Source organism: Pseudoflavonifractor sp. MSJ-30, from assembly GCF_018918045.1.
Taxonomy (GTDB): domain Bacteria; phylum Bacillota; class Clostridia; order Oscillospirales; family Oscillospiraceae; genus Faecousia.
Genome location: NZ_JAHLPU010000051.1, coordinates 15429 through 34277 on the forward strand (window position 1 = coordinate 15429; position 18849 = coordinate 34277).

At 54.0% G+C, this 18849-nt stretch carries 15 protein-coding genes and 2 pseudogenes; 5 read left to right on the plus strand and 12 right to left on the minus strand.

The window, feature by feature from the left end; translation table 11 throughout:
• Positions 1-8: 8 nt before the first annotated feature.
• On the minus strand, positions 9-698 hold the full coding sequence (locus tag KQI10_RS07600; protein ID WP_216566809.1) for a phosphatase PAP2 family protein: 690 nt from the start codon (positions 696-698) through the stop codon (positions 9-11).
• Positions 695-1453 (minus strand): 1-acyl-sn-glycerol-3-phosphate acyltransferase, encoded by a 759-nt coding sequence (locus KQI10_RS07605; protein WP_216566810.1) that lies wholly within the window; start codon positions 1451-1453, stop codon positions 695-697. Before KQI10_RS07605 ends, KQI10_RS07600 begins: the two co-directional genes overlap by 4 nt.
• A gap of 181 nt (positions 1454-1634) precedes the next feature.
• On the opposite strand from KQI10_RS07605, the gene KQI10_RS07610 reads away from it, so the two are divergent.
• Both KQI10_RS07610 and KQI10_RS07615 read left to right on the plus strand, forming a co-directional pair.
• On the plus strand, positions 1635-2309 hold the full coding sequence (locus tag KQI10_RS07610) for a response regulator transcription factor (protein ID WP_216566811.1): 675 nt from the start codon (positions 1635-1637) through the stop codon (positions 2307-2309).
• The gene (locus KQI10_RS07615) at positions 2306-3367 is read left to right on the plus strand and encodes a HAMP domain-containing sensor histidine kinase (protein ID WP_216566812.1); all 1062 of its coding nucleotides are present in this window, start codon (positions 2306-2308) and stop codon (positions 3365-3367) included. The genes KQI10_RS07610 and KQI10_RS07615 overlap by 4 nt, the downstream gene beginning before the upstream one ends.
• Before the next feature lie 925 nt (positions 3368-4292).
• Here KQI10_RS07615 and KQI10_RS07620 read toward each other — a convergent pair.
• Complete coding sequence (locus KQI10_RS07620; RefSeq protein ID WP_216566813.1) at positions 4293-4511, minus strand: hypothetical protein; 219 nt, start codon at positions 4509-4511, stop codon at positions 4293-4295.
• 698 nt (positions 4512-5209) lie between these two features.
• Between KQI10_RS07620 and KQI10_RS07625 the strand changes: the two are divergent.
• Positions 5210-5449, plus strand: a pseudogene (locus KQI10_RS07625) (ATP-binding protein); the annotation flags it as partial.
• 22 nt (positions 5450-5471) lie between these two features.
• Positions 5472-5576 (plus strand): annotated as a pseudogene (locus KQI10_RS07630) (hypothetical protein); the annotation flags it as partial.
• A 78-nt stretch (positions 5577-5654) separates the two neighbouring features.
• Here KQI10_RS07630 and gdhA read toward each other — a convergent pair.
• The 9 genes from gdhA to KQI10_RS07675 all read right to left on the minus strand — a co-directional run bounded on the left by gdhA (position 5655) and on the right by KQI10_RS07675 (position 17522).
• On the minus strand, positions 5655-6989 hold the full coding sequence (gene gdhA / locus KQI10_RS07635) for an NADP-specific glutamate dehydrogenase (RefSeq protein ID WP_216566814.1): 1335 nt from the start codon (positions 6987-6989) through the stop codon (positions 5655-5657).
• Positions 6990-7160: 171 nt separating this feature from the next.
• Positions 7161-8285: a cysteine desulfurase family protein gene (locus KQI10_RS07640; RefSeq protein ID WP_216566815.1), complete on the minus strand. Its 1125-nt coding sequence runs from the start codon at positions 8283-8285 to the stop codon at positions 7161-7163.
• A gap of 7 nt (positions 8286-8292) precedes the next feature.
• On the minus strand, positions 8293-9642 hold the full coding sequence (gene mnmE / locus KQI10_RS07645; protein ID WP_216566816.1) for a tRNA uridine-5-carboxymethylaminomethyl(34) synthesis GTPase MnmE: 1350 nt from the start codon (positions 9640-9642) through the stop codon (positions 8293-8295).
• A 3-nt stretch (positions 9643-9645) separates the two neighbouring features.
• On the minus strand, positions 9646-10242 hold the full coding sequence (locus KQI10_RS07650; protein ID WP_216566817.1) for an NUDIX hydrolase: 597 nt from the start codon (positions 10240-10242) through the stop codon (positions 9646-9648).
• A 132-nt stretch (positions 10243-10374) separates the two neighbouring features.
• A complete protein-coding gene (locus KQI10_RS07655) occupies positions 10375-14160 on the minus strand; it encodes a S8 family serine peptidase (protein ID WP_216566818.1) in 3786 nt (1261 codons plus the stop codon).
• 72 nt (positions 14161-14232) lie between these two features.
• Positions 14233-14433 (minus strand): hypothetical protein, encoded by a 201-nt coding sequence (locus KQI10_RS07660; protein ID WP_216566819.1) that lies wholly within the window; start codon positions 14431-14433, stop codon positions 14233-14235.
• Between the two features lie 301 nt (positions 14434-14734).
• The gene (locus tag KQI10_RS07665) at positions 14735-15757 is read right to left on the minus strand and encodes a prolipoprotein diacylglyceryl transferase family protein (RefSeq protein ID WP_216566820.1); all 1023 of its coding nucleotides are present in this window, start codon (positions 15755-15757) and stop codon (positions 14735-14737) included.
• A 2-nt stretch (positions 15758-15759) separates the two neighbouring features.
• On the minus strand, positions 15760-16878 hold the full coding sequence (locus tag KQI10_RS07670; RefSeq protein WP_216566821.1) for a phosphodiester glycosidase family protein: 1119 nt from the start codon (positions 16876-16878) through the stop codon (positions 15760-15762).
• A complete protein-coding gene (locus tag KQI10_RS07675; protein WP_216566822.1) occupies positions 16878-17522 on the minus strand; it encodes a hypothetical protein in 645 nt (214 codons plus the stop codon). The genes KQI10_RS07670 and KQI10_RS07675 overlap by 1 nt, the downstream gene beginning before the upstream one ends.
• Before the next feature lie 417 nt (positions 17523-17939).
• Here KQI10_RS07675 and KQI10_RS07680 point away from each other — a divergent pair, with 417 nt between their 5' ends.
• Complete coding sequence (locus KQI10_RS07680) at positions 17940-18755, plus strand: IS982 family transposase (protein WP_216566823.1); 816 nt, start codon at positions 17940-17942, stop codon at positions 18753-18755.
• Positions 18756-18849: the final 94 nt, after the last annotated feature.

An 18849-nucleotide genomic window follows, 5' to 3' on the forward strand; every position in this document is an offset into this window, starting at 1 on the left:
CTTTGAATCTATGCCGTCTTCTTCGTGCTTCCGGTAAACTTCGCTTTCCAATACTTGCCGAAGACCAATACTTCCGCCAGCAGTCCCACAGGCAAAGCGCAGAGAACATCAATGGCAGAGTGCTGTTTGACAAACATTGTGGAAACGCTGATAAGAATGACACTGAAAACAGCAAATGCCTTCCAGAGCTTTCCGGCGCTCTTTTCCTTCAGCCAGCAGGAGCCGATGCCCAGCGAATAGGCCACATGCAGCGACGGGCAGACCCCGGTGGGTGTATCGAACTGATAGATACAGGCCGCCAGGTGGGTAAAGATATTATCCCGGACAAATTCCGTGGGCCGCAGGTCCTGGATGCTGGGATAGACGATATAGACCGTCATAGCCACCACCTGAGTGATGATGATAAACTTCTGCAGATTGCAGAAATTCTCAATATCATACAGCAGAAAATACCCCAGGGAAATGACAATCAGCAGATACCAGAAACAATAAGGAATGAAGAAAAATTCATTGAAGGGGATCAGATCATCCAGCCGGCTGTGGATCAGGTGGCAGGAGCTGTAGGGAATGAAGTTCTCGGTCAGATAATAGAAAATGAAATAAACGATCCAGCCGCCCAGCAGCTTCAGGTGGGAAAACTCCGGATCGTTCAGCTTGGAAAAGCGGAATTTCCGGTAGTCAACAACAGGTTTTCTCATAAAATCGCCTCAGCAGAATGATTGGTTTTGTAGTCCTTCTTGGGGATATTGGGATAGGGAACCACGATGTGCTCCGGCAGGCTCTCCGCCTGGGCGGTGATGCTGTCCATCAGGGCCTGGCAGATGCGGCGGCGCTCGTCGGCAATGGGGGCCGTGGGGTCGAACTGAATGGGCTTGCAGAAATAGACCTTGCGGAGCTTCGGGGCCAGATACATGGGCACGAAATTCAGGGCCTTGCCCGTGCGCTTATAGTAGAGCTTGGCCACATCCACGAAATTCTCCTGGAAGGCGCAGAGGATCTGATTGTATCCCTTTTTGCACTCCGGGAAAATAATGATATGCTGCCCCGCCTGGAGCTTTTTCACAGTGTCCCGGAAGGTATTGATGACCCGGGTGTCGTGGTACACGGCGATGGTATCGCCGCAGCGCATGACGCAGGCGGCAAAGGGGGCAATGATATAGCTGATGACACGGAACAGGGGCTTCAGGGCCTTGGGTTTGTCATCCCAGAAGTCGTGGTAGGCGTAGTCCGGCACTTCCTTTGTCTTCATCATCTGCCCGGCGCACCAGATGGAGCGCTTGCCCGGAAAATACAGCTCCGCAACGATAGGCCCGTTGGCCTGGGAGTGATTGCCCACCACGATGGACGGCTCCTCCGGCAGGTTCTCCACCCCTTCAAGGGTGGTTTTGGGGTAGAATACCCAGATAATCTTCCAGCAGATCCAATAAAAAGCCTTTTCGATCCAGTTTTTCAAGGCCATACCTCCGCATACTATTTTTCTGCGGAAATTGTACAGCGGAAAGCTAAACTGCGCCTAAACTTGAAAAGTTTACAAAGAATGGGTATACTGTATTTGTTTCGTTTCGGTTTAGAATGATACCATATGCTTAGTAAAAAAGCAAGCGCAGTAAGGAATACTTAAGGGAGGAATTGCCGTGTTTCATATTCTAGTGGTGGATGATGACAAGAATACCCGCCGTTTGATGCAGGCGGTTCTGGAGGGCGACGGCTATACGGTCACCACCGCCTGCGACGGTGAGGAGGCTCTGGCCGTTATGGACCGGGAGCATGTGGATCTGGCGGTGCTGGATATCATGATGCCAAATATGGACGGCTATGAATTTACAAGAACGCTGCGTGCCGCCAATAATGAACTGCCCATTCTGATGGTCTCCGCCAAGCAGCTTTCCGAGGACCGGAAAAAGGGGTTTCTGGTGGGCACCGACGACTATATGACGAAGCCAGTGGATACGGATGAAATGCTGCTGCGCATCAAGGCTCTCCTGCGGCGGGCCAAGATTGTCTCCGAGCGGAAAATTGAGATCGGCGACGTGGTGCTGGACTACGATTCTCTCACAGTCTCCCGGGGCAAGGAGCGCCAGGAGCTGCCCCAAAAAGAGTTTCTGCTGCTGTACAAGCTGCTGTCCTACCCCGGCAAGATCTTCACGCGGATTCAGCTCATGGACGAGATCTGGGGCATGGATTCCGATACGGGCTGGGAGACGGTAACGGTGCACATCGGCCGTCTGCGCAAGCGCTTTGAAAGCTGGCCGGAATTCGAGATCATCTCCGTCCGGGGTCTGGGCTATAAGGCGGTGAAGAAAATATGAAACGAAAGCAGCCGGGCCGCATGACCCTGACGCTGATCCTCTCCGCCTGCGTTTTTGTGGTGATCCTTGTAACGCTTCTGATCATCGGCATTACCCTGGTGATCGTTGACCGCTCGGGCCTGCTGAGCCGATGGATGGAGCATTCCAGCCTGCTCTCCTTCTTTCTCATCATCGGGGCCATGAGTCTGGTAGGCGGCACGTTGATGGCGCTTCTGCTGGGCACCTTTCCCCTGCGCTCCGTCAGCCGGATGACCCAGGGACTGCACCGACTGGCCTCCGGAGACTACAAGGTCCGCATTGAGCCAACGGGAATCATATGCAGCATCCCCCCGATCCGGGACATGGTAGACTCCTTCAACGCCACAGCAGCGGAACTGGAGGGCACGGAAATGCTGCGCTCCGATTTTATCAACAACTTTTCCCACGAATTCAAAACTCCCATCGTCTCCATTGCGGGCTTTGCCAGTCTGCTGAAGCAGGGAGACCTGCCCCGGGCAGAGCAGCTGGAATACCTGGACATCATTGAAAGCGAAAGCAAGCGGCTGGCGGATATGGCCACCAATGTGCTGAACATGACCAAGGTGGAAAACCAGACCATTCTGACAGACGTGACGGAATTCAACCTCTCCGAGCAGCTGCGTACCTGTGTATTGCTTCTGGAACGGAAATGGGAGAAGAAGAATCTGGAAATGAATCTGGAGCTGGAGGAGCACACTATTTCGGGCAATCAGGAGCTGCTGCGGCAGGTCTGGGTAAATCTTCTGGACAACGCCATCAAGTTCTCCCCCGAGGGTCAGTCCGTGGAGATTTCCGCCGCGGAAGAAGAAAACGCAGTGGCGGTCTCCATCTGCAACACCGGCTCCTACATCCCCCAGAATCAGCAGGAAGCCATCTTTCGAAAATTCTACCAGGCAGACCACTCCCACAGCACCGAGGGAAACGGCATCGGTCTGGCAGTGGTCAAGCGGGTGGTGGAGCTCCACGAAGGCACCATCCGGGTAGAGAGCAACCCATCCTTCACAAAATTCACCGTCACCCTGCCGAAGGCTGCGATATAAAGCAAAAACCCCAAGCCTTCCACTGGAAGGGAAAAGTGGCCCGCTGGCCGGATGAGAAAGATATTGGGAGAGCAAGATATGAACAGGAATGAGTTTATCGCACATCTAAAAGAAAATGGGATACAACCGGAAATCGTTTCTTTCGATAGCAGTACGAGCGATGGTTATAACATTCGAAGAAACAAATTCCGCTGGGAAACGTTCATAAGAGAGAGGGGGAAAGAGTATAATTGCATTGGATTTCCTTCGGAAAGCGATGCATTGCAGCATGTGTTGGATGAACTTGTAGCTATATACGCCAAAGACATAGTAAACCACAAAAGATTTTAGGACTATTCCCAACAAAGCACCGTGGCAACACAAAGGTGCTTTTCGACGGGACTGAAACGGCGTGCCGCGTTTTTTGCGGCACGCCGTTTCTAGCTGTCTGAGAGCTTATCATTGTGGGGTAATGCGCACTACTCCGTGCAGTGCTGTGGTACTTGTCAGAAGCACTCCTGAAACCTATAAGGAATTGGAGGAATCCCAATAAACCTGGCTTAGGGATTAAAGCGCATACTATTTCCTTTTAAAAATCAATGACGTAATTGAAAAAAATATCGCGTTAATTATTATCAGGCAGATATGGAACATAAACAAAATACCAGCAATGGGCTTATCACAGCCTACTACAATAAAGATTGCTGTATTAAATAGCCCAAGAATTAAAAAGAAAACAGATACCAACAGTTCAAAGTAAAGGTACCGTGGAATAGTACGTTGGTTTATGTGAAAAAATTTCCTCATCCACCTTTTGGGAATGATGTAATGCTTTGGATAATATCGAGATTGAGAATTTATTCCGATTTCCTTTATCATTCCAACTGTCGAATTTCTACAATTAAAAAAAGACAGAACCGTAACGCCTAGGTAAAAAAAGATGAATTCAGATTCCACCATTGATCCTCACATCCTTACCAAGTTTTCCATATAGGTGCATCTGGAAACCATCCTTTTGATTTTCCTTGCGCGTTTCGCATGCGATTGTCTGCTTTGCGCTTTTTGCAGCGTTGCTAAGAACCATTTTTTCGTTTGCACCAGAATCACCGATTCGTCCAGAAATAACACCCATACCTACAGATAACACAGCTTCATCCAATTTCATAGCTTTGTCATTTACATAGCGATCTTCAACATAGGATGAAAACGCCCCTGCTTCTTCTATTATACCAGAAACGAAAGCGGTTTTGAAGTCCTTTGGCAGCCCAAAACGGCGTGCCGCGTTTTTGCGGCACGCCGTTGGTATTAGGTGCTATTGGATCAGAACGCCGGGTAAACCAGGCCGACGAAGACAACATAGACCACACAGGCAAGCCTCTCCCGTTTTGGCACCCTTTCGCAAAATCGATCATGCAATAACTTTTTGGATCACACATTTTCACGGGATCTCCGGGCGTCACAGCTCCAAAAATAATTGGTTTTCAAAAATTTTTGTTGCTGTGGCAACGCTGTCAGGAACGCTTTCGGACTATACTGTTGGCGTGATGAGGCACCGCACCAAAGCCTTCTCCTTGGAGAAGGTGGCTCGCCGCAGGCGAGACGGATGAGGGGCGGTACAACCTTCCCTGAGGAACAACCACACATTCCCGCCCACAGGGGGTGCCGACGGTATGCGCGCGTCCATTTTTCCCGACCGCTCTGGCGTCATACCCCGCGGGGCGATGTGGGCATCGCCCCCTACGGTGCAAACGGTGATTTTTTGATTATAGTGCCGTGCCCTCTTGCTCCGAAAGCCCATAAAATTTCTTTATTTATCCCGAATCTTCAACACCCAACATTCAGAAACAAGCGGAGGAACCAACCATGATTCGTCAGATCATTCACATTAATCAGGAAAAATGCAACGGCTGCGGCCTGTGCGTCACTGCCTGCCATGAAGGGGCTATCGCCCTCATTGGCGGCAAGGCTTACCTTGCCCGGGAGCACTACTGTGATGGACTGGGGGACTGCCTGCCCGGCTGCCCCACCGGGGCCATTACCTTTGAGACTCGGGAAGCTCCGGCCTATGACGAAGCGGCCGTGCTGAGGGCCAAGGCAGAAAAGGCTGCCGCCTGCCTGACCGGGGAAGGGGTCCTTCATTGTGGTCAGCGGCCACGATCTGTACGATCTCAGGAGTCTGCCGGGACAGATGAAGGACAAGGGTATCAACGTCTATACCCATGGCGAAATATGACATGTACCCCTGATGCCGGATGTCCAGCATCAGGGGTACAAATCATTTCCCGGGGAATACCCTATTCATTGAGAATTACACAATGCCCTGTGCGTTCATGGCGTCGGCAACCTTCAGGAAACCGGCGATATTGGCACCGGCCACATAGTTGCCCTCCATGCCGTATTCTCTGGCGGCATTGTCCACATTGTGGAAGATGTTCACCATGATGTCCTTCAGTTTGGCGTCCACTTCCTCAAAGGTCCAGCTGAGGCGCTGAGAGTTCTGGGTCATTTCCAGAGCGGAGGTAGCCACGCCGCCGGCGTTGGAGGCCTTGCCCGGGCAGAACAGAACGCCCTGAGACTGCAAATACTTGGTGGCATCCAGAGAGGTGGGCATATTGGCGCCCTCACAGACGGCGAAGCAGCCGTTTGCCACCAGAGCCTTGGCATCGTCCAGCAGCAGCTCATTCTGGGTGGCGCAGGGCAGCGCCACGTCGCACCTGGTAGTCCAGACGCCCTTTCCCTCGTGGTACACAGAGTTGGGACGGGCCTTGGCGTACTCCGTCAGGCGGGCGCGCTTGACCTGCTTCACGTCGATCAGGGTTGCCACGTCAATGCCGTCAGGATCGTAGATCCAGCCGGTGGAGTCGGAACAGGTGACGGGCTTTGCCCCCAGCTGCCAGGCTTTCTCGATGGCATAGGTTGCCACGTTGCCCGCGCCGGAAACCGCAACGGTCTTGCCCTTCAGCTCCTTGCCGTTGCACCGCAGCAGCTCATCCGTCAGGTACAGCAGGCCATAACCGGTGGCCTGGGTCCGGGCCAGACTGCCGCCGAAGCTCAGGCCCTTGCCGGTGAGCACACCCTCGTACTGGCCGGTCAGACGCTTGTACTGACCGTACAGATAGCCGATTTCCCGGCCGCCCACGCCAATATCACCGGCGGGCACGTCCTCATTTTCGCCGATATACTTGTACAGCTCCGTCATGAAGCTCTGGCAGAAGGCCATGACCTCCCGGTCGGACTTGCCCTTGGGGTCAAAGTCCGCGCCGCCCTTGCCGCCGCCAATGGGCAGACCGGTCAGGGAATTCTTAAAGGTCTGCTCAAAGCCCAGAAACTTCAGAATGCCCTGATTTACACTGGGATGGAACCGCAGTCCGCCCTTGTAGGGGCCGATGGCACTGTTGAACTGCACCCGGTAGCCGTTGTTCACCTGGACCTGCCCCTTATCATCCACCCAGGGGACACGGAACATGATGATCCGCTCAGGGGTAACCAGCCGCTCCAGGAAGGCGTTCTTCCGATAGGCGTCCTCATTCTTTTCAATAACTACCTGCAGGGATTCCAGGACTTCTGTAACGGCCTGCAAAAATTCCGGCTGCCCAGGGTTCTGAGCGGCAAGCCGCTCCAGGATCTCATTTACATAGCTCATTGACAAATGTACTCCTCTCATAGCTTTTTCTGGAGGTCATTGTAGCAGATTGCAAGTCGGATTTCAACCATTTTTGCAATAAACTTTTTATGAATCTGCAAAAATGCCGCATTGCACGGACTGATTCCCGGAATGCGGCTTTTGAGGTGGAATTATTAATCCAGCATTCTGTCATATCCGCGGCAGAATGTTCTCCCGGATAGTCCATACCAAGGCATCGATGTCCTCCTGGGTGGTCTCCCGGCTCAGGGATACCCGGAAAGCGGAATCGATGGCTTTCTCACTGACGCCCATGGCGGTGAGCACATGGCTCCTGTGGCCCTTGGCGCAGGCGGAACCGGCGGAGACGCAGATGCCCGCATCCTGCAAAATGTTGATGGAATTCTGGGTAGGCACCCCGGGAATGGAGACGCTGAGGATATGGGGTGCGTCATGGGCGCCGTTCAGCTGCACGCCGGGCAGGGCTTCCAGCTGGGCGCAAAGATTTTCCAGCAGCCCCCGCTCCCGGGCGATGTCCTCCCGGAAGGTCTTGCCGCCCGCTTCTGCCGCGGCAGCGAAACCGAAGAGGGCCGGCGTGCCCTCGGTGCCGCTGCGGTAGCCCCCCTCCTGACCGCCGCCCTGAATAAGGGGTGGGAAGGACTTGAGCCTTGGGGAGATGTATAAAGCCCCCGCCCCCTTGGGGCCGTGGATCTTGTGGCTGGAAACGGAGATCAGGTCCGCCCCCAGAGTCTTCGCCTGAAAGGGGATCTTCAGAAAGCCCTGGACGGCGTCCGTGTGGAAGATGGCGTCCGGGCACAGCCTGTGGGTGAGCTTTGCCATCTGGGCAATGGGCATGACGGAACCGGCCTCGTTATTGACCATCATAACGGACACCAGAATGGTGTCCTTCCGCAGCGCCGCTTTCAGGGCGTCCGCAGAGATGTTTCCAAGCGCGTCCGGCTGCAGATAGGTCACCTCAAAGCCCTGGGCTTCCAGATCCTTCATGCAGTTTAAGATGGCGTGGTGCTCCATGGCGGTGGTAACGATATGTTTCCCCCGCTTGCCGAAGCGCTTTGCCGTACCGTAGACCGCCCAGTTGTCTGCCTCAGTGCCGCAGGAGGTGAAGAACACCCGGTCCGGTTCCGCTCCCATAGCGGCAGCTACGGCGTGCCGGGCGGTGCGAAGCTGCCGGGCGGCGCTGATGCCGAAATCATACAGTGCGGAGGGGTTGCCCCAATCCCGGGTCAGTGCCCCCGCAACAGCCTCCACAGCTTCGGCACAGGGTTTTGTGGTGGCGGAATTATCGAGATAGATCATGTTTTCCTTACTTTCCAACGCAGAAGCGTTCAAAAATTCTTGCGGTGATGTCCTCCCGGACGGTGGCGCCGGTGACCTCGCCGATTGACTCCATGGCGGCCTCCACATCCAGCAGCAAAGCGTCAGGGGTCACCCCCAATTTCAGCCCCCGCAAGGCGGAGAGCAGGCTTTCGTAGGCCCTCCGGCAGGCGTCATACTGCCGGGGATTGGTAAGAATGGAGCCGTCACAGGGCACTTCCCCGGCAAAGAGGTCGTCAATGCAGTTTCGCAGCAGATCCAATCCCTCGCCAGTGCCGGCGCTGATGGGGATCACCTGCATGAAAGGCAGCTCGGCAGGTTCGACAACGCTGCCAAGATCCGTCTTGTTGATGAGCGCAATGGCCTGAGGCGCTTCCAAACACAGGTCAATGATCTCCCGGTCTTCCCGGTCCAATGGCTGGCTGCCGTCGCAGACAAAAAGGGCGAGGTCCGCCTCTTCCAGCGCCTTCCGGGAGCGGTCCACTCCCATGGCCTCCACGGTATCGGCGGTCTGTCGGATGCCTGCGGTATCGATGAGCCGCAGCCGGGTGGAACCTGCCAGTACCGTCTCCTCCACCGTATCCCGGGTAGTGCCGGGAATATCGGTAACAATGGCCCGGTCAAAGCCTGCCAGAGCGTTCAGCAAGCTGGATTTGCCCACGTTGGGCCTGCCAACAATGGCGGTCTTCACGCCCTGCCGCAGAATGCGGCCCTGGCCGTAGGTCTGCAAAAGCGCGTAAAGGGCCTTGGCGTCACTCCGCAGGGACGCGGCGTAGTTGGAAAGGCCGAAGTCCTCAATGTCCTCGTCCGGGTAATCCAGAACGGCGTGGAAATGGCTGCACAAATCCGTCAGGCGGTCATATACCGGCAGCAGCACCTTTTGCAGTCTGCCCCCAACCTGCCCCGCGGCGTTGGCGGCGGCGTCGGCGGTCTCCGCCTCGATCAGATCGATGACTGCCTCCGCCTGGGTCAGATCCAGTTTTCCATTCAAAAAGGCCCGCTTTGTAAATTCTCCCCGGCGGGCAGGCCTGGCCCCGGCGGCATAGAGACTTTGCAGTCCCGCCGCCAGCACGGCAGGAGATCCGTGACAGTGAAACTCCACGGTGTTCTCGCCGGTATAGCTGTGGGGCGCCCTGGAAACCACGGCCATACACTGGTCAATGGCCCGGCTCTGGATATCAAACAGTTCCCCCAGGATCAGCTTCCGGTCCGGGACGCTTTGCAAAGGGCGGGAAAAGACCTTTTCCGCAATTTCAATACAGTCGTCTCCCGACAGCCGCAGAATGCCGATGGCGGCCACCTGATTTCCCGTGGAGACGGCAGCAATGGTATGTGACATGCTTTATTCCTCCAAAAATGACAGGGAATCCCCTGACACATAGCGCATGAGCTGGTAGGCGCACATAATGGCCAGGTTTTCTTCCCGCAGGATCCGGGCTGCCTCGGCCCGGTCCGCCAGAATTACCTGAATTTCCTCGCTGGCCTCCTGATGGCAGCTGGTAGGGTTCCCCTCGCAGCGGCCGAAAACTGTGGCGCAGCTCTCGTCGGTCATTCCCGCGGTGGTGTAAAAGGGCCGGCCAAATCCGTGGTCCTCTGCGGGATGAAGCGTCATGCCGGTTTCCTCAAACAGCTCCCGGACGGCAGCCTCCCGAATGTCTTCCCCCGGCTCCACCAGCCCGGCAGGCAGCTCATAGATGTAATCTCCGATGGGATACCGGTACTGCCGGATCAGCACCACCCGATCCTCAGGGTCTACCGCGAAAATCACCACACCGTCCGCCCGGTTCTCATGGGTGACGGCCTTCAGCTTCTCCGTTTCTCCGGTGCGGGAGGCCATATAGTAGTCAAAATGTCCTCCGTTCCGCCGAACGGCATCCAGCTGATAAAGGGATAGAAATTTGCTCCCCGCGAGCTTGTGAACAGACCCAATCTGTGACATACAGGGGCCTCCTTTGCACTTTCTAAATTAATATGATAACAGTTTTAGAAGGAAAAAGCAAATATTTTTCACCAAAGCGTAAGAAAGCACCGGCCAGAGCTTCCCTTCGGAGCTCCGGCCGGCCTTAATCGCCTAATTTACAGTAACCGTAAACTTTGCAGTCTTATTGGTGCCATCAGTGGTTTTGACCGTTATCGTAGCTTTTCCCGTGTGCATATCACTGCTGATGACCAGCCAGTGGACATAGCCGCCATAGTAGCTGTTATAGCTGCTGGAAGTAGACACCTCGATAGGATTGACCACTCTGGAATTGCTGCTGGTGACTACGAAATCACCGAACTTATAGCCGGAAGAACTTGATGACACCACCTGATCAGAGACAAAAGTCAGATAATAGTTACCACTGTTGTCCCTCCGCAGACCATTGATGAACTTCACAAAGGTGGCACCTCTGACCAAGTTGTAAGTTCTGAGCGCCACAACTCCCGATCCATCCAGTGCTTCTGCATAAATTGTTGCCTGCAGATTCCCGTAACGGCTCAATACGGATGTCACACCGGACCTCACACTCAGCTTGCCACTGTTGCAGCTAACCATACCGTTGACCGCACTGGACACATTCACCAGCTGTCCATTACGAATGGTGGTCACAATCCAACTCCACTGAACCTTGCGGTTTGTCGGCGCACCATAAAGACTGCCGAAGGAAACCGTATGGCTATACGTCTTTCCGACGGCCATAGTGTCCAACCCAACGGTACCTTTCTCAGCAGAGGAAGTCAACGACATACTAGACACGGGCACTGTCACCTTCACAGCAATAGTTGCCTTTTTTCCGGAACCGTCCTGGGCAGCTGCCGTAATCGTTGCGGAGCCCGCCTTATGCGCCGTCACCAGGCCGTTATCAACAGATGCAATCGCAGGGTTGCTGCTAGTCCAAAGAATGGGCACGCTATTGCCCTCCGCATATGCATTCAGAGAAACCTGATTCTCCACGCCATCTGTATTCTGCAAATCCACATTGAACATTCCAACGCCAGTCAAAATTCCCTGCCTATTATAAACAAGACCAGGGGCATTGCCTGGAGCATTACTTGCATATACACCAACACTGGTGCACTTAGGTGCAATCATAACGCTAAATCTTCTGGAAATGCCGCTGCCATCCTTTGCCAGAGCTTGCACAAGGAAATGATCAACACCTTCCTCTACCATCTTCGGCAGTGTTACCTTGCCGCTGGCAGAGATTGTCGTCCCCTTAGGCGCATCGACTACGCTCCAATACACGCCTTTCTCACTGGCAGTTGCTGGATAGGCATTGGCCTTATAGGTTGCGGAGGTACCCGGTGCCATTCCCTCCTGACCGGAGATTACCAGTTCCTCTACTTGCTGTTTCACCGTAACGGTGCATTTCACAGTTTTTCCACTACCATCCAGAACCTTGCAGATGATCGTTGCGGTTCCCTTCGCAACAGCCACAACTCTCCCGTCTGCATCCACAGTTGCAACCTTCTGATTGCTACTGGACCAAATGAACTCTAGGTTGCTGACCGCCACGCGATCATTGTTTGTATTCACCGCTGTAGTGACACGCAGAGCTGCTGAATCGCCCACAAACATCGTGTGCTTGTAAGTATCCAAAGTCAGTGTCTTCACCGGAAAGCATCGCTCAACGCGGAACGTAAATTCCGCATATTTGCTCGGATCCGTCGTGCTGGTTGCTCGAATCTGCACACGTCCGTCAGAGGTTGTCTTTGTGCTGACAGCACCTGTCTTAGCATTGATGGTCACACCGGCAGCCATAGAAGACACAATGGACCAGGTCACGCTCTGGCTTGCCTTGTCCACAGGATACACCGTTGCTCGGAACTCACCTTTCTTTCCAGCCACCACCCGGTCTGGGCCGGTAATCTCCATGCCCGTGATTTTCCAGGTATTACTCACCTTGATTTTTTGGGTCAGCACCTTCCCCGCCATGCCCAGGCCATTGACCTGCATAGTCTTAAGTGTGATGGTCTGCCCCGCATACCGTGACAGGTCAATTGGTTCAACATACACCTCACCAACAGCTACAGAGCCATTTTTGACCGCAGGTGTTTTCCCATCCAGCGTGAAAACAAAGAAATGGTTAACATCCTCAATGGTCGATACGATAGCAAGTTTACTTTCGCAGGGAACCATATTCTTTAATGTACCATCCTGAGAACTCGCAATCAATTCATTGTTTTCGTCCAGTACCCAAGCAATGGGGGCCGCGGGCTGTTCAGACAGCATCTTCGCGACATTGACAATGCCGACCCCCAGGTCCTTCCCCCCCCTAGTTGCCGTAGCCTTCATCCGGGATTCGATCTGCTTCGGTGTTGCGTCATAATGTACGCTCTTGTACAGCGCCACAGCACCCGAAACTGCAGGCGCTGCCATAGATGTGCCGTCCTTCAGGCCAAATGAGCCATCGTAAGTGGAAGAATAGATGGCAGTGCCAGGTGCGGCGATATCCGCCCAGGGACCGAAGTTGGAATACTGCGCACGAGTGTTGTTGGCGTCACTGGCCACAACACCAATAACGCCATCAAAGGCCGCCGGATAGGACACCTGGTTCATACCATCGTTACCCATAGCAGCAACAACACAAACTCCTTTGTTTATCGCCTGAGTAACAGCTCGCTTCAGATCTTGGGAGAAACCAGGACCGCCCAGGCTCAGGTTAATAACTTGAGCCCCGGCAGCAACCGCCTTATCAATGCCCTTCGCTACATAGTAATCACTGGTTTTCCCATTTCCATTGAAAACGCGGACACTGATAATCTCTGCGCCAGGCGCAATACCCGCACCGCCAAGACCGTTATTGACGGAAGCGGCAATAATACCTGCAACGTGGGTACCATGCCCCGCACCATCACCGGTTCCATATCCGATATCATATTCCGTTACCTTGCCTGACAAATCCGGGTGATTCGCCATAACGCCGGTATCGACCACAGCGACTTTCACGCCATGGCCCATTGTAACGCCCCAGGCACCATAAGTGTCCATAGTATCATGCATGTACTGATAGTTATCATTCCACCAGGAATGACTGCCGTTTTTGTCCGCAGGCTGCAGCAGTGCTGGGTCAGGCTGATCAAAGACCTCATTAATCCAAGTGTTCCAGTCCATGTGCTGGGGAGTACTGCTTTGGATACTGATGCCATCTTGAGAAAGGCCAATAGAATACTGTTCGTTGGGATCCAAGCTGATGATATAGTTGGGGTTGGCTGCGGGCAGCGGCAGTTCCATATCCTGGGCCGCCTCTACAGCCTCCGCCACTGTGGCCGTGGTCAGACGGATCAGGCCCGTGCCGTCAAAGTAATCCACCAATTCCGCACTGTAGGCCGCGGCATAGATTTCCGCAATTTCTCGGGTTTCTGCATGGATGGTCATGGTGTCCGTCTCGTAGTCTGTTCCGGCAGCCATCACCGTCAGTTCATCCAAAACCGCCTCGTCGATCAGTACCTGCTTCTCCGCCAGAGCACTTTCGGATAACACATAGCCATCCGGCAAGCCCTGAAATCCGAAGGGAAGTTCAACAGTCTCATCTTCCTCCGGTTCTTCAGTTTCCTCAGGCTCTGTCTCTTCGGTGGTTTCCTCGGTCTCCCCCGTGGGGTCTTCAGAGGGCGCTTCTGTAGGCTCCTGTACCTCGGTGGGCTCGGAAGTTTCCTCCGGCTCCGTTTCCTCTTCCGGTTCCGTTGTCTCTTCCGTTGGGTCCACAGATTCCTCAGAAGGCTCTGTAGTCTCCTCTGTAGGTGCTGTCGTTTCCTCCGAAACTGTGGTTTCCGGCTCTGTGCCGACTGTTCCTTCCGCGGAAGTCAGCGGTGTACAGCTCAGCAGAAGAGCAGCTGCCAGAACCAATGACAGCAGTTTCTTTGTCCATTTGTTCATGCTCTTTTCCTTCCTTCTATCGTTTTTCAGCCCCCGGATGTCGTGTGATCAAGGAGGCCAATAAGATACACTTTAATACAGCTCTTTCGTGTGGTTGATCTCCAACAGCGGCCATCCGTTGTCCATCCCCCTCTGGATCACTGTCTGGGGATCCTCCTCTGTAGCATACAGCGCCGCGGGAGCGGCAAAATCCACCAACTCAATACCATAAAGCGCAGCAATCTTCTCCGCTTCCTCCCGAGTCTGGACAGACGCGATCAGCTGGCCATCCATAGGCTCCGTTTCCCTCTCAGTATTCATCGATGCCGACGGTTTCGCAGCATCCAAGGTAATTGTCGCCGACGGTGTTTTCTCCTGGCACCCGGTCAACCCGATCGTTGTCAGAACACACAACAGCGCCGCTGCTATTCGTTTGAACATTGCATTGCCTCCTTTACACGGTCGTCCGTTATGCATTTATCCTACTATTTCTTCGTCAAAAAATCAACATTTATTTTCAAAAAACAAAATAAGAATCCCGCAGAGCGTTTTTCACTCCCGAGATTCTTATGATATGCCGTTTTCTTGCATAATTTCAGCGGAAATCTCCCTGTGTGAGGCTTTCATATACCGTCGGCATACTTCTGGGAATCTCACGACTGCGGGCAGCGGACCAGAGGATGGTGCCCAGTACCAGAACCAGCGCCATACAGATTCCCATGCCTGTATAGGCAAACATGGCCTCGCTTCCGTGACGCTGGACATAATACTCCATATAGCCCGCACCCCCCAGAAACAGCAGCCCGGTGACCCACAGTGCCAGAGTTCCCAGTTTGCTGCCCCGGGCCTTCAGGTAGCGCACCGTGAAGCAGACAAGGGCCAGCACCACCGCGCACAGGCCAAGCACCTGCACCACGCTGACAAAACCGTTGGCCCGGAAGAAGTACGAATCCGTCCGGGTAGAATCCAGCACCGCCTGGCTCCCGCCATAGTACAGGCAGAACAGCCAGAAGATATCCCCGGGGCGGCGGTGATACTCCCGTTTCCGTGCGAAATAAACCACGAGCAGAATTAGGAAGATCACCCCGGCGGCGGCAGATTGCAGCACAAAGGTGTTCAGTCGGTATTCCGCCGCGCCGGTGGCCGCGCTGATCACCTCGCTGCCCAGCAGCGCGCCTTTCGGCAGAATGCCGCCCCGGTCCGCGCTGTTCGTAAAGCAAGCCAGTCGTCCCAGGGCAATGGCTCCGGCACCTGCCAGGCTCATGGCATCCAGCATGGCCCCCAGATGCCGCCCGCGGCGAAGCGCCGCCAGCAGCAGCGCCGCCAGAAAAATGCCCGCAAAGGCTCCGGCCAACAGGAAACCGCCCCGGCTGTAGTCCGTCAGAGCCTGGCGAAGACTTTCAAAGCTGCCGGGCCGGAAATACCAGTAGGCAAGTCTGGAAAACACCATGCCGAACCCCAGACTCAGGGGCACCGCACAGAAGCCGCCTACGGTATCGGCCTCGTCCCAGAGATAGAGGAACAGAAACAGCAGCAGCCCCACGGCACAGGCCATGGTCAGAATTGCCGTGCTCCAATAAACCATATAAGGGCCCCAGATAAACGCGATTTGCTCCATGGTCACTTCTCCTTCGGCTTGGCCGTTCCGAAATAAATGATGTCACTGATGAGCCGCTGATTTCCGTAGCTGACATTGTTGAGGACTTCATTGTTCATGACAACCGTAGAGGTCTGGCCGCCATCCAGGTTATAGGCCCGGATGCAGCCCGTTTCCTGACAGATCTTTACCAGTTCCTTACCCGTTGGCATATGTGTGTGGGTTCCCTCGTAATTGCATACCACCACCAGATAGTGCAGCCGGTCCATTTGGCACAGCGCCTCCCGGGCGTAATTGCCGGTCAGTTCGCCTACCATGTACACCGGCAGTTCCTGGGCCTCATAATTCTCCACCAGAATGGGGCCGAAGGCCAGGGAGAAGGAGATCTTGTTCTCATCCACATACGTCTGTGCTTCCTGAGCATTGGCAAATTCCTGCCTGCGCTTCAGGATCAGGTCGCCGTTCTCGTCCACATAGCACACATCCGTAATGCCGTTGTTCATCCGGCAGACTTTCCCGTTGGCCACAACATTGCCGGTAATGCGGTAATTATAGAAGTCGCCGGAGAATGCCATAACGGCATTGACCTGTTCCGCCATTTCCGAAGTAAGGGAAAGTCTGCCCGAGCAGTAACCGTCCCCGGAGAAATGCCGCCGGAACTGAGAGGGATCCATGATCTTGACCTCGGAATAGGTCACCGCCGTATTGTTTACAACTTCTTTCCAGCTGACAGCAAAAATGGTATCGTCCAGATAGTAGTGGATGGTGCTGCCCTCCATGATCTGCCGATCGGTAGAGAAAAACAGCTTCTGCCCCTCCAGCACATCCGCTGCCCTGTCAAGAACGCCCCGCAATTCCTCAGGGTCCGATGCCTCGCCGAAGCAGCTCTGTTCCGGTTCCGGTGCCACCGCAGCGTCTTTCTCGATCCAGTAGTGTTTTTTCATCTGGGTAACGTTTGCCAACGCATCGCTGAGCCGATTGTTCACTTCCATCCGGAAGGTATCGCCCACACGGAGTTCCTTGGCAGGGGCATCTGTCTGCTGCTCTCCCGGCACCAGCAGCAGTGTCCATAGGATCGGCGCCGTCAGCGTCAGGGCCGCAAGGCAGAGCAGCGTTCCGGAAAAAAACTTCAATGCTTTCATTATCCCTGCCCTCCGTCCAAATCTCCGGAAAGCAGACTCCGCAGCTCCTTACCTGGAATGATCTTCCAGTCTTCCCCGTCATAAGCCAGCTTCAGTGCAATGCTTTTTTCACAGACCGCCGTGGTCTGCTCCGCAGCCGTTCTGGCCGCCTGGACAAGGACCTCGTCCAATATCTCCTGGCGGTAACCGCCATCCGTATTATACACCTCGGAAACATTCTCGGCCTCGTCCACCCGCTGCCGCAGGCACGTCTGGGTCAGCTCCCCCATCTGCCGGATGACCGCATCCATATCCGGATAGGTGATCCGTGCGTTCACGGTCAAAAAGCTGCCCTGGGCATAGGGTTTTCCCTCCAGGGTCGCTTCCAGTCCGCCCCAATACCTGTCCCAAAGGATCTTCTTCGCCCCGTCCTGATCTGAAACCATATTCAGTTCCGGCGCTCCCAGAAGCTCCACGGAAGCCCCCTCCAGATCCATACCGCACAGCTTATCCAGAAAGTTCTGCGCGCAGGCCATGACCCTGGGGTCCTCCTTCAGCATCATCGTCTGCCGCCCCCGGGCCGTCAGGGCCAGCATCAGCGTCACCGCCGCCCCGGCCGCCGCCAGGATGCCGAAAAATGCCGCAAGTATTCTTCTCTTTCTCATAGTCTCTCCCACCGTGTCCCAGCTTTTCCGCCCGGCAGTCTCAGACGGTTCAAGGCACACTCCTTGGGTTATTATACACGGCCAATTGCGTTACGTCAACCGAATTCCGGGGGATTTGAAAAAGGTTTTCTCTGCTGGCCTGTACAGGATCAAAACCCGGCTGCAAAGTCTGAGAATGTAAGGTGTGAAACAAGCCAAACTCATTACGCTATATCGCACCGTTTGTGACAATCCAGGGAAGCTCTGATTTAATCGGCAAGAGCTGGCAGCGAGAGATTTTGTTTCCGGACAATGTACGGAAAACGTGGGAATACTGTATGTATTTCCCGTTTTTCGTACCGCAGACTGGGGACAGAAAATCCACTGTCCAGCCGCTGACGATTTATTCAGAGATTCCCTAACATAATCGAAGAAAGAATGCAACGCCTTAGCAACAATCGTTTCCCCAAATTTTCGGATGAGGAGTGTATCACGGCATACCTGTGGGGCAAATTGGAAGGACGGTTGACGCAGAAAGACGCTTATAACTTTATCCGTGATTACTGGCATGACTGGTTTCCAGACTTGCCCAGTTATCAGGCATTTTGCAGGCGGCTGAATAATCTTGCCCCAGCATTTCAGGCATTGTCTGAAGTTTGGTCAGGGATACTTTGCGCAAATTTCGAGAAATCTGTACAGTATATCGTGGATTCCTGCCCAATTATTCTTGCGAAACAGGCACGGTCCGGTGCGGCCAAGGTAGCCAAGGATTATTGTGATAAAAGTTATAATTCGTCCAGAAAAGAGTATTACTATGGGGTAAAACTCCACGCATTTGTCATCCGAAGACCGGGGGCCTTGCCCGTTGCGGAAACGCTTATGATCTCAAAGGCTTCTGTCTTTGACTTGACTGCCGCAAAAGCGATGTTTCTGAATGCCACACCAACCCACAGCGGTTGGCTGCTGGCGGATAAGGCGTACTGCGATTCTGAATGGGCAGATTTGCTGAAAACACAATATGGAATTAAAGTCATAACACCAAGAAAGCAGAAGAAAGGTGATACCTTGAAGTCCGGTGATGCATATTCAACTGCAGTCAGCTCACGCCGGCAGCCCATTGAATCTTTCTTTCATTGGATGAATTCCAGGTTTCACATCCAAACGGCTTCTTTTGTACGTTCCAGCGCGGGCCTTTTGTTCCATGTGTTCGCTACCATTGCCACAGCTATGGTTTTCAAACTTTTTAACTCTTGATTCGCATTGATAATTATGGAAATAAAGCTAAGAAATGAATTGTGGCTTTTTGTTCCTGGATGATGGCTTTAAATGCCAAGGTAATTGCCAGAAA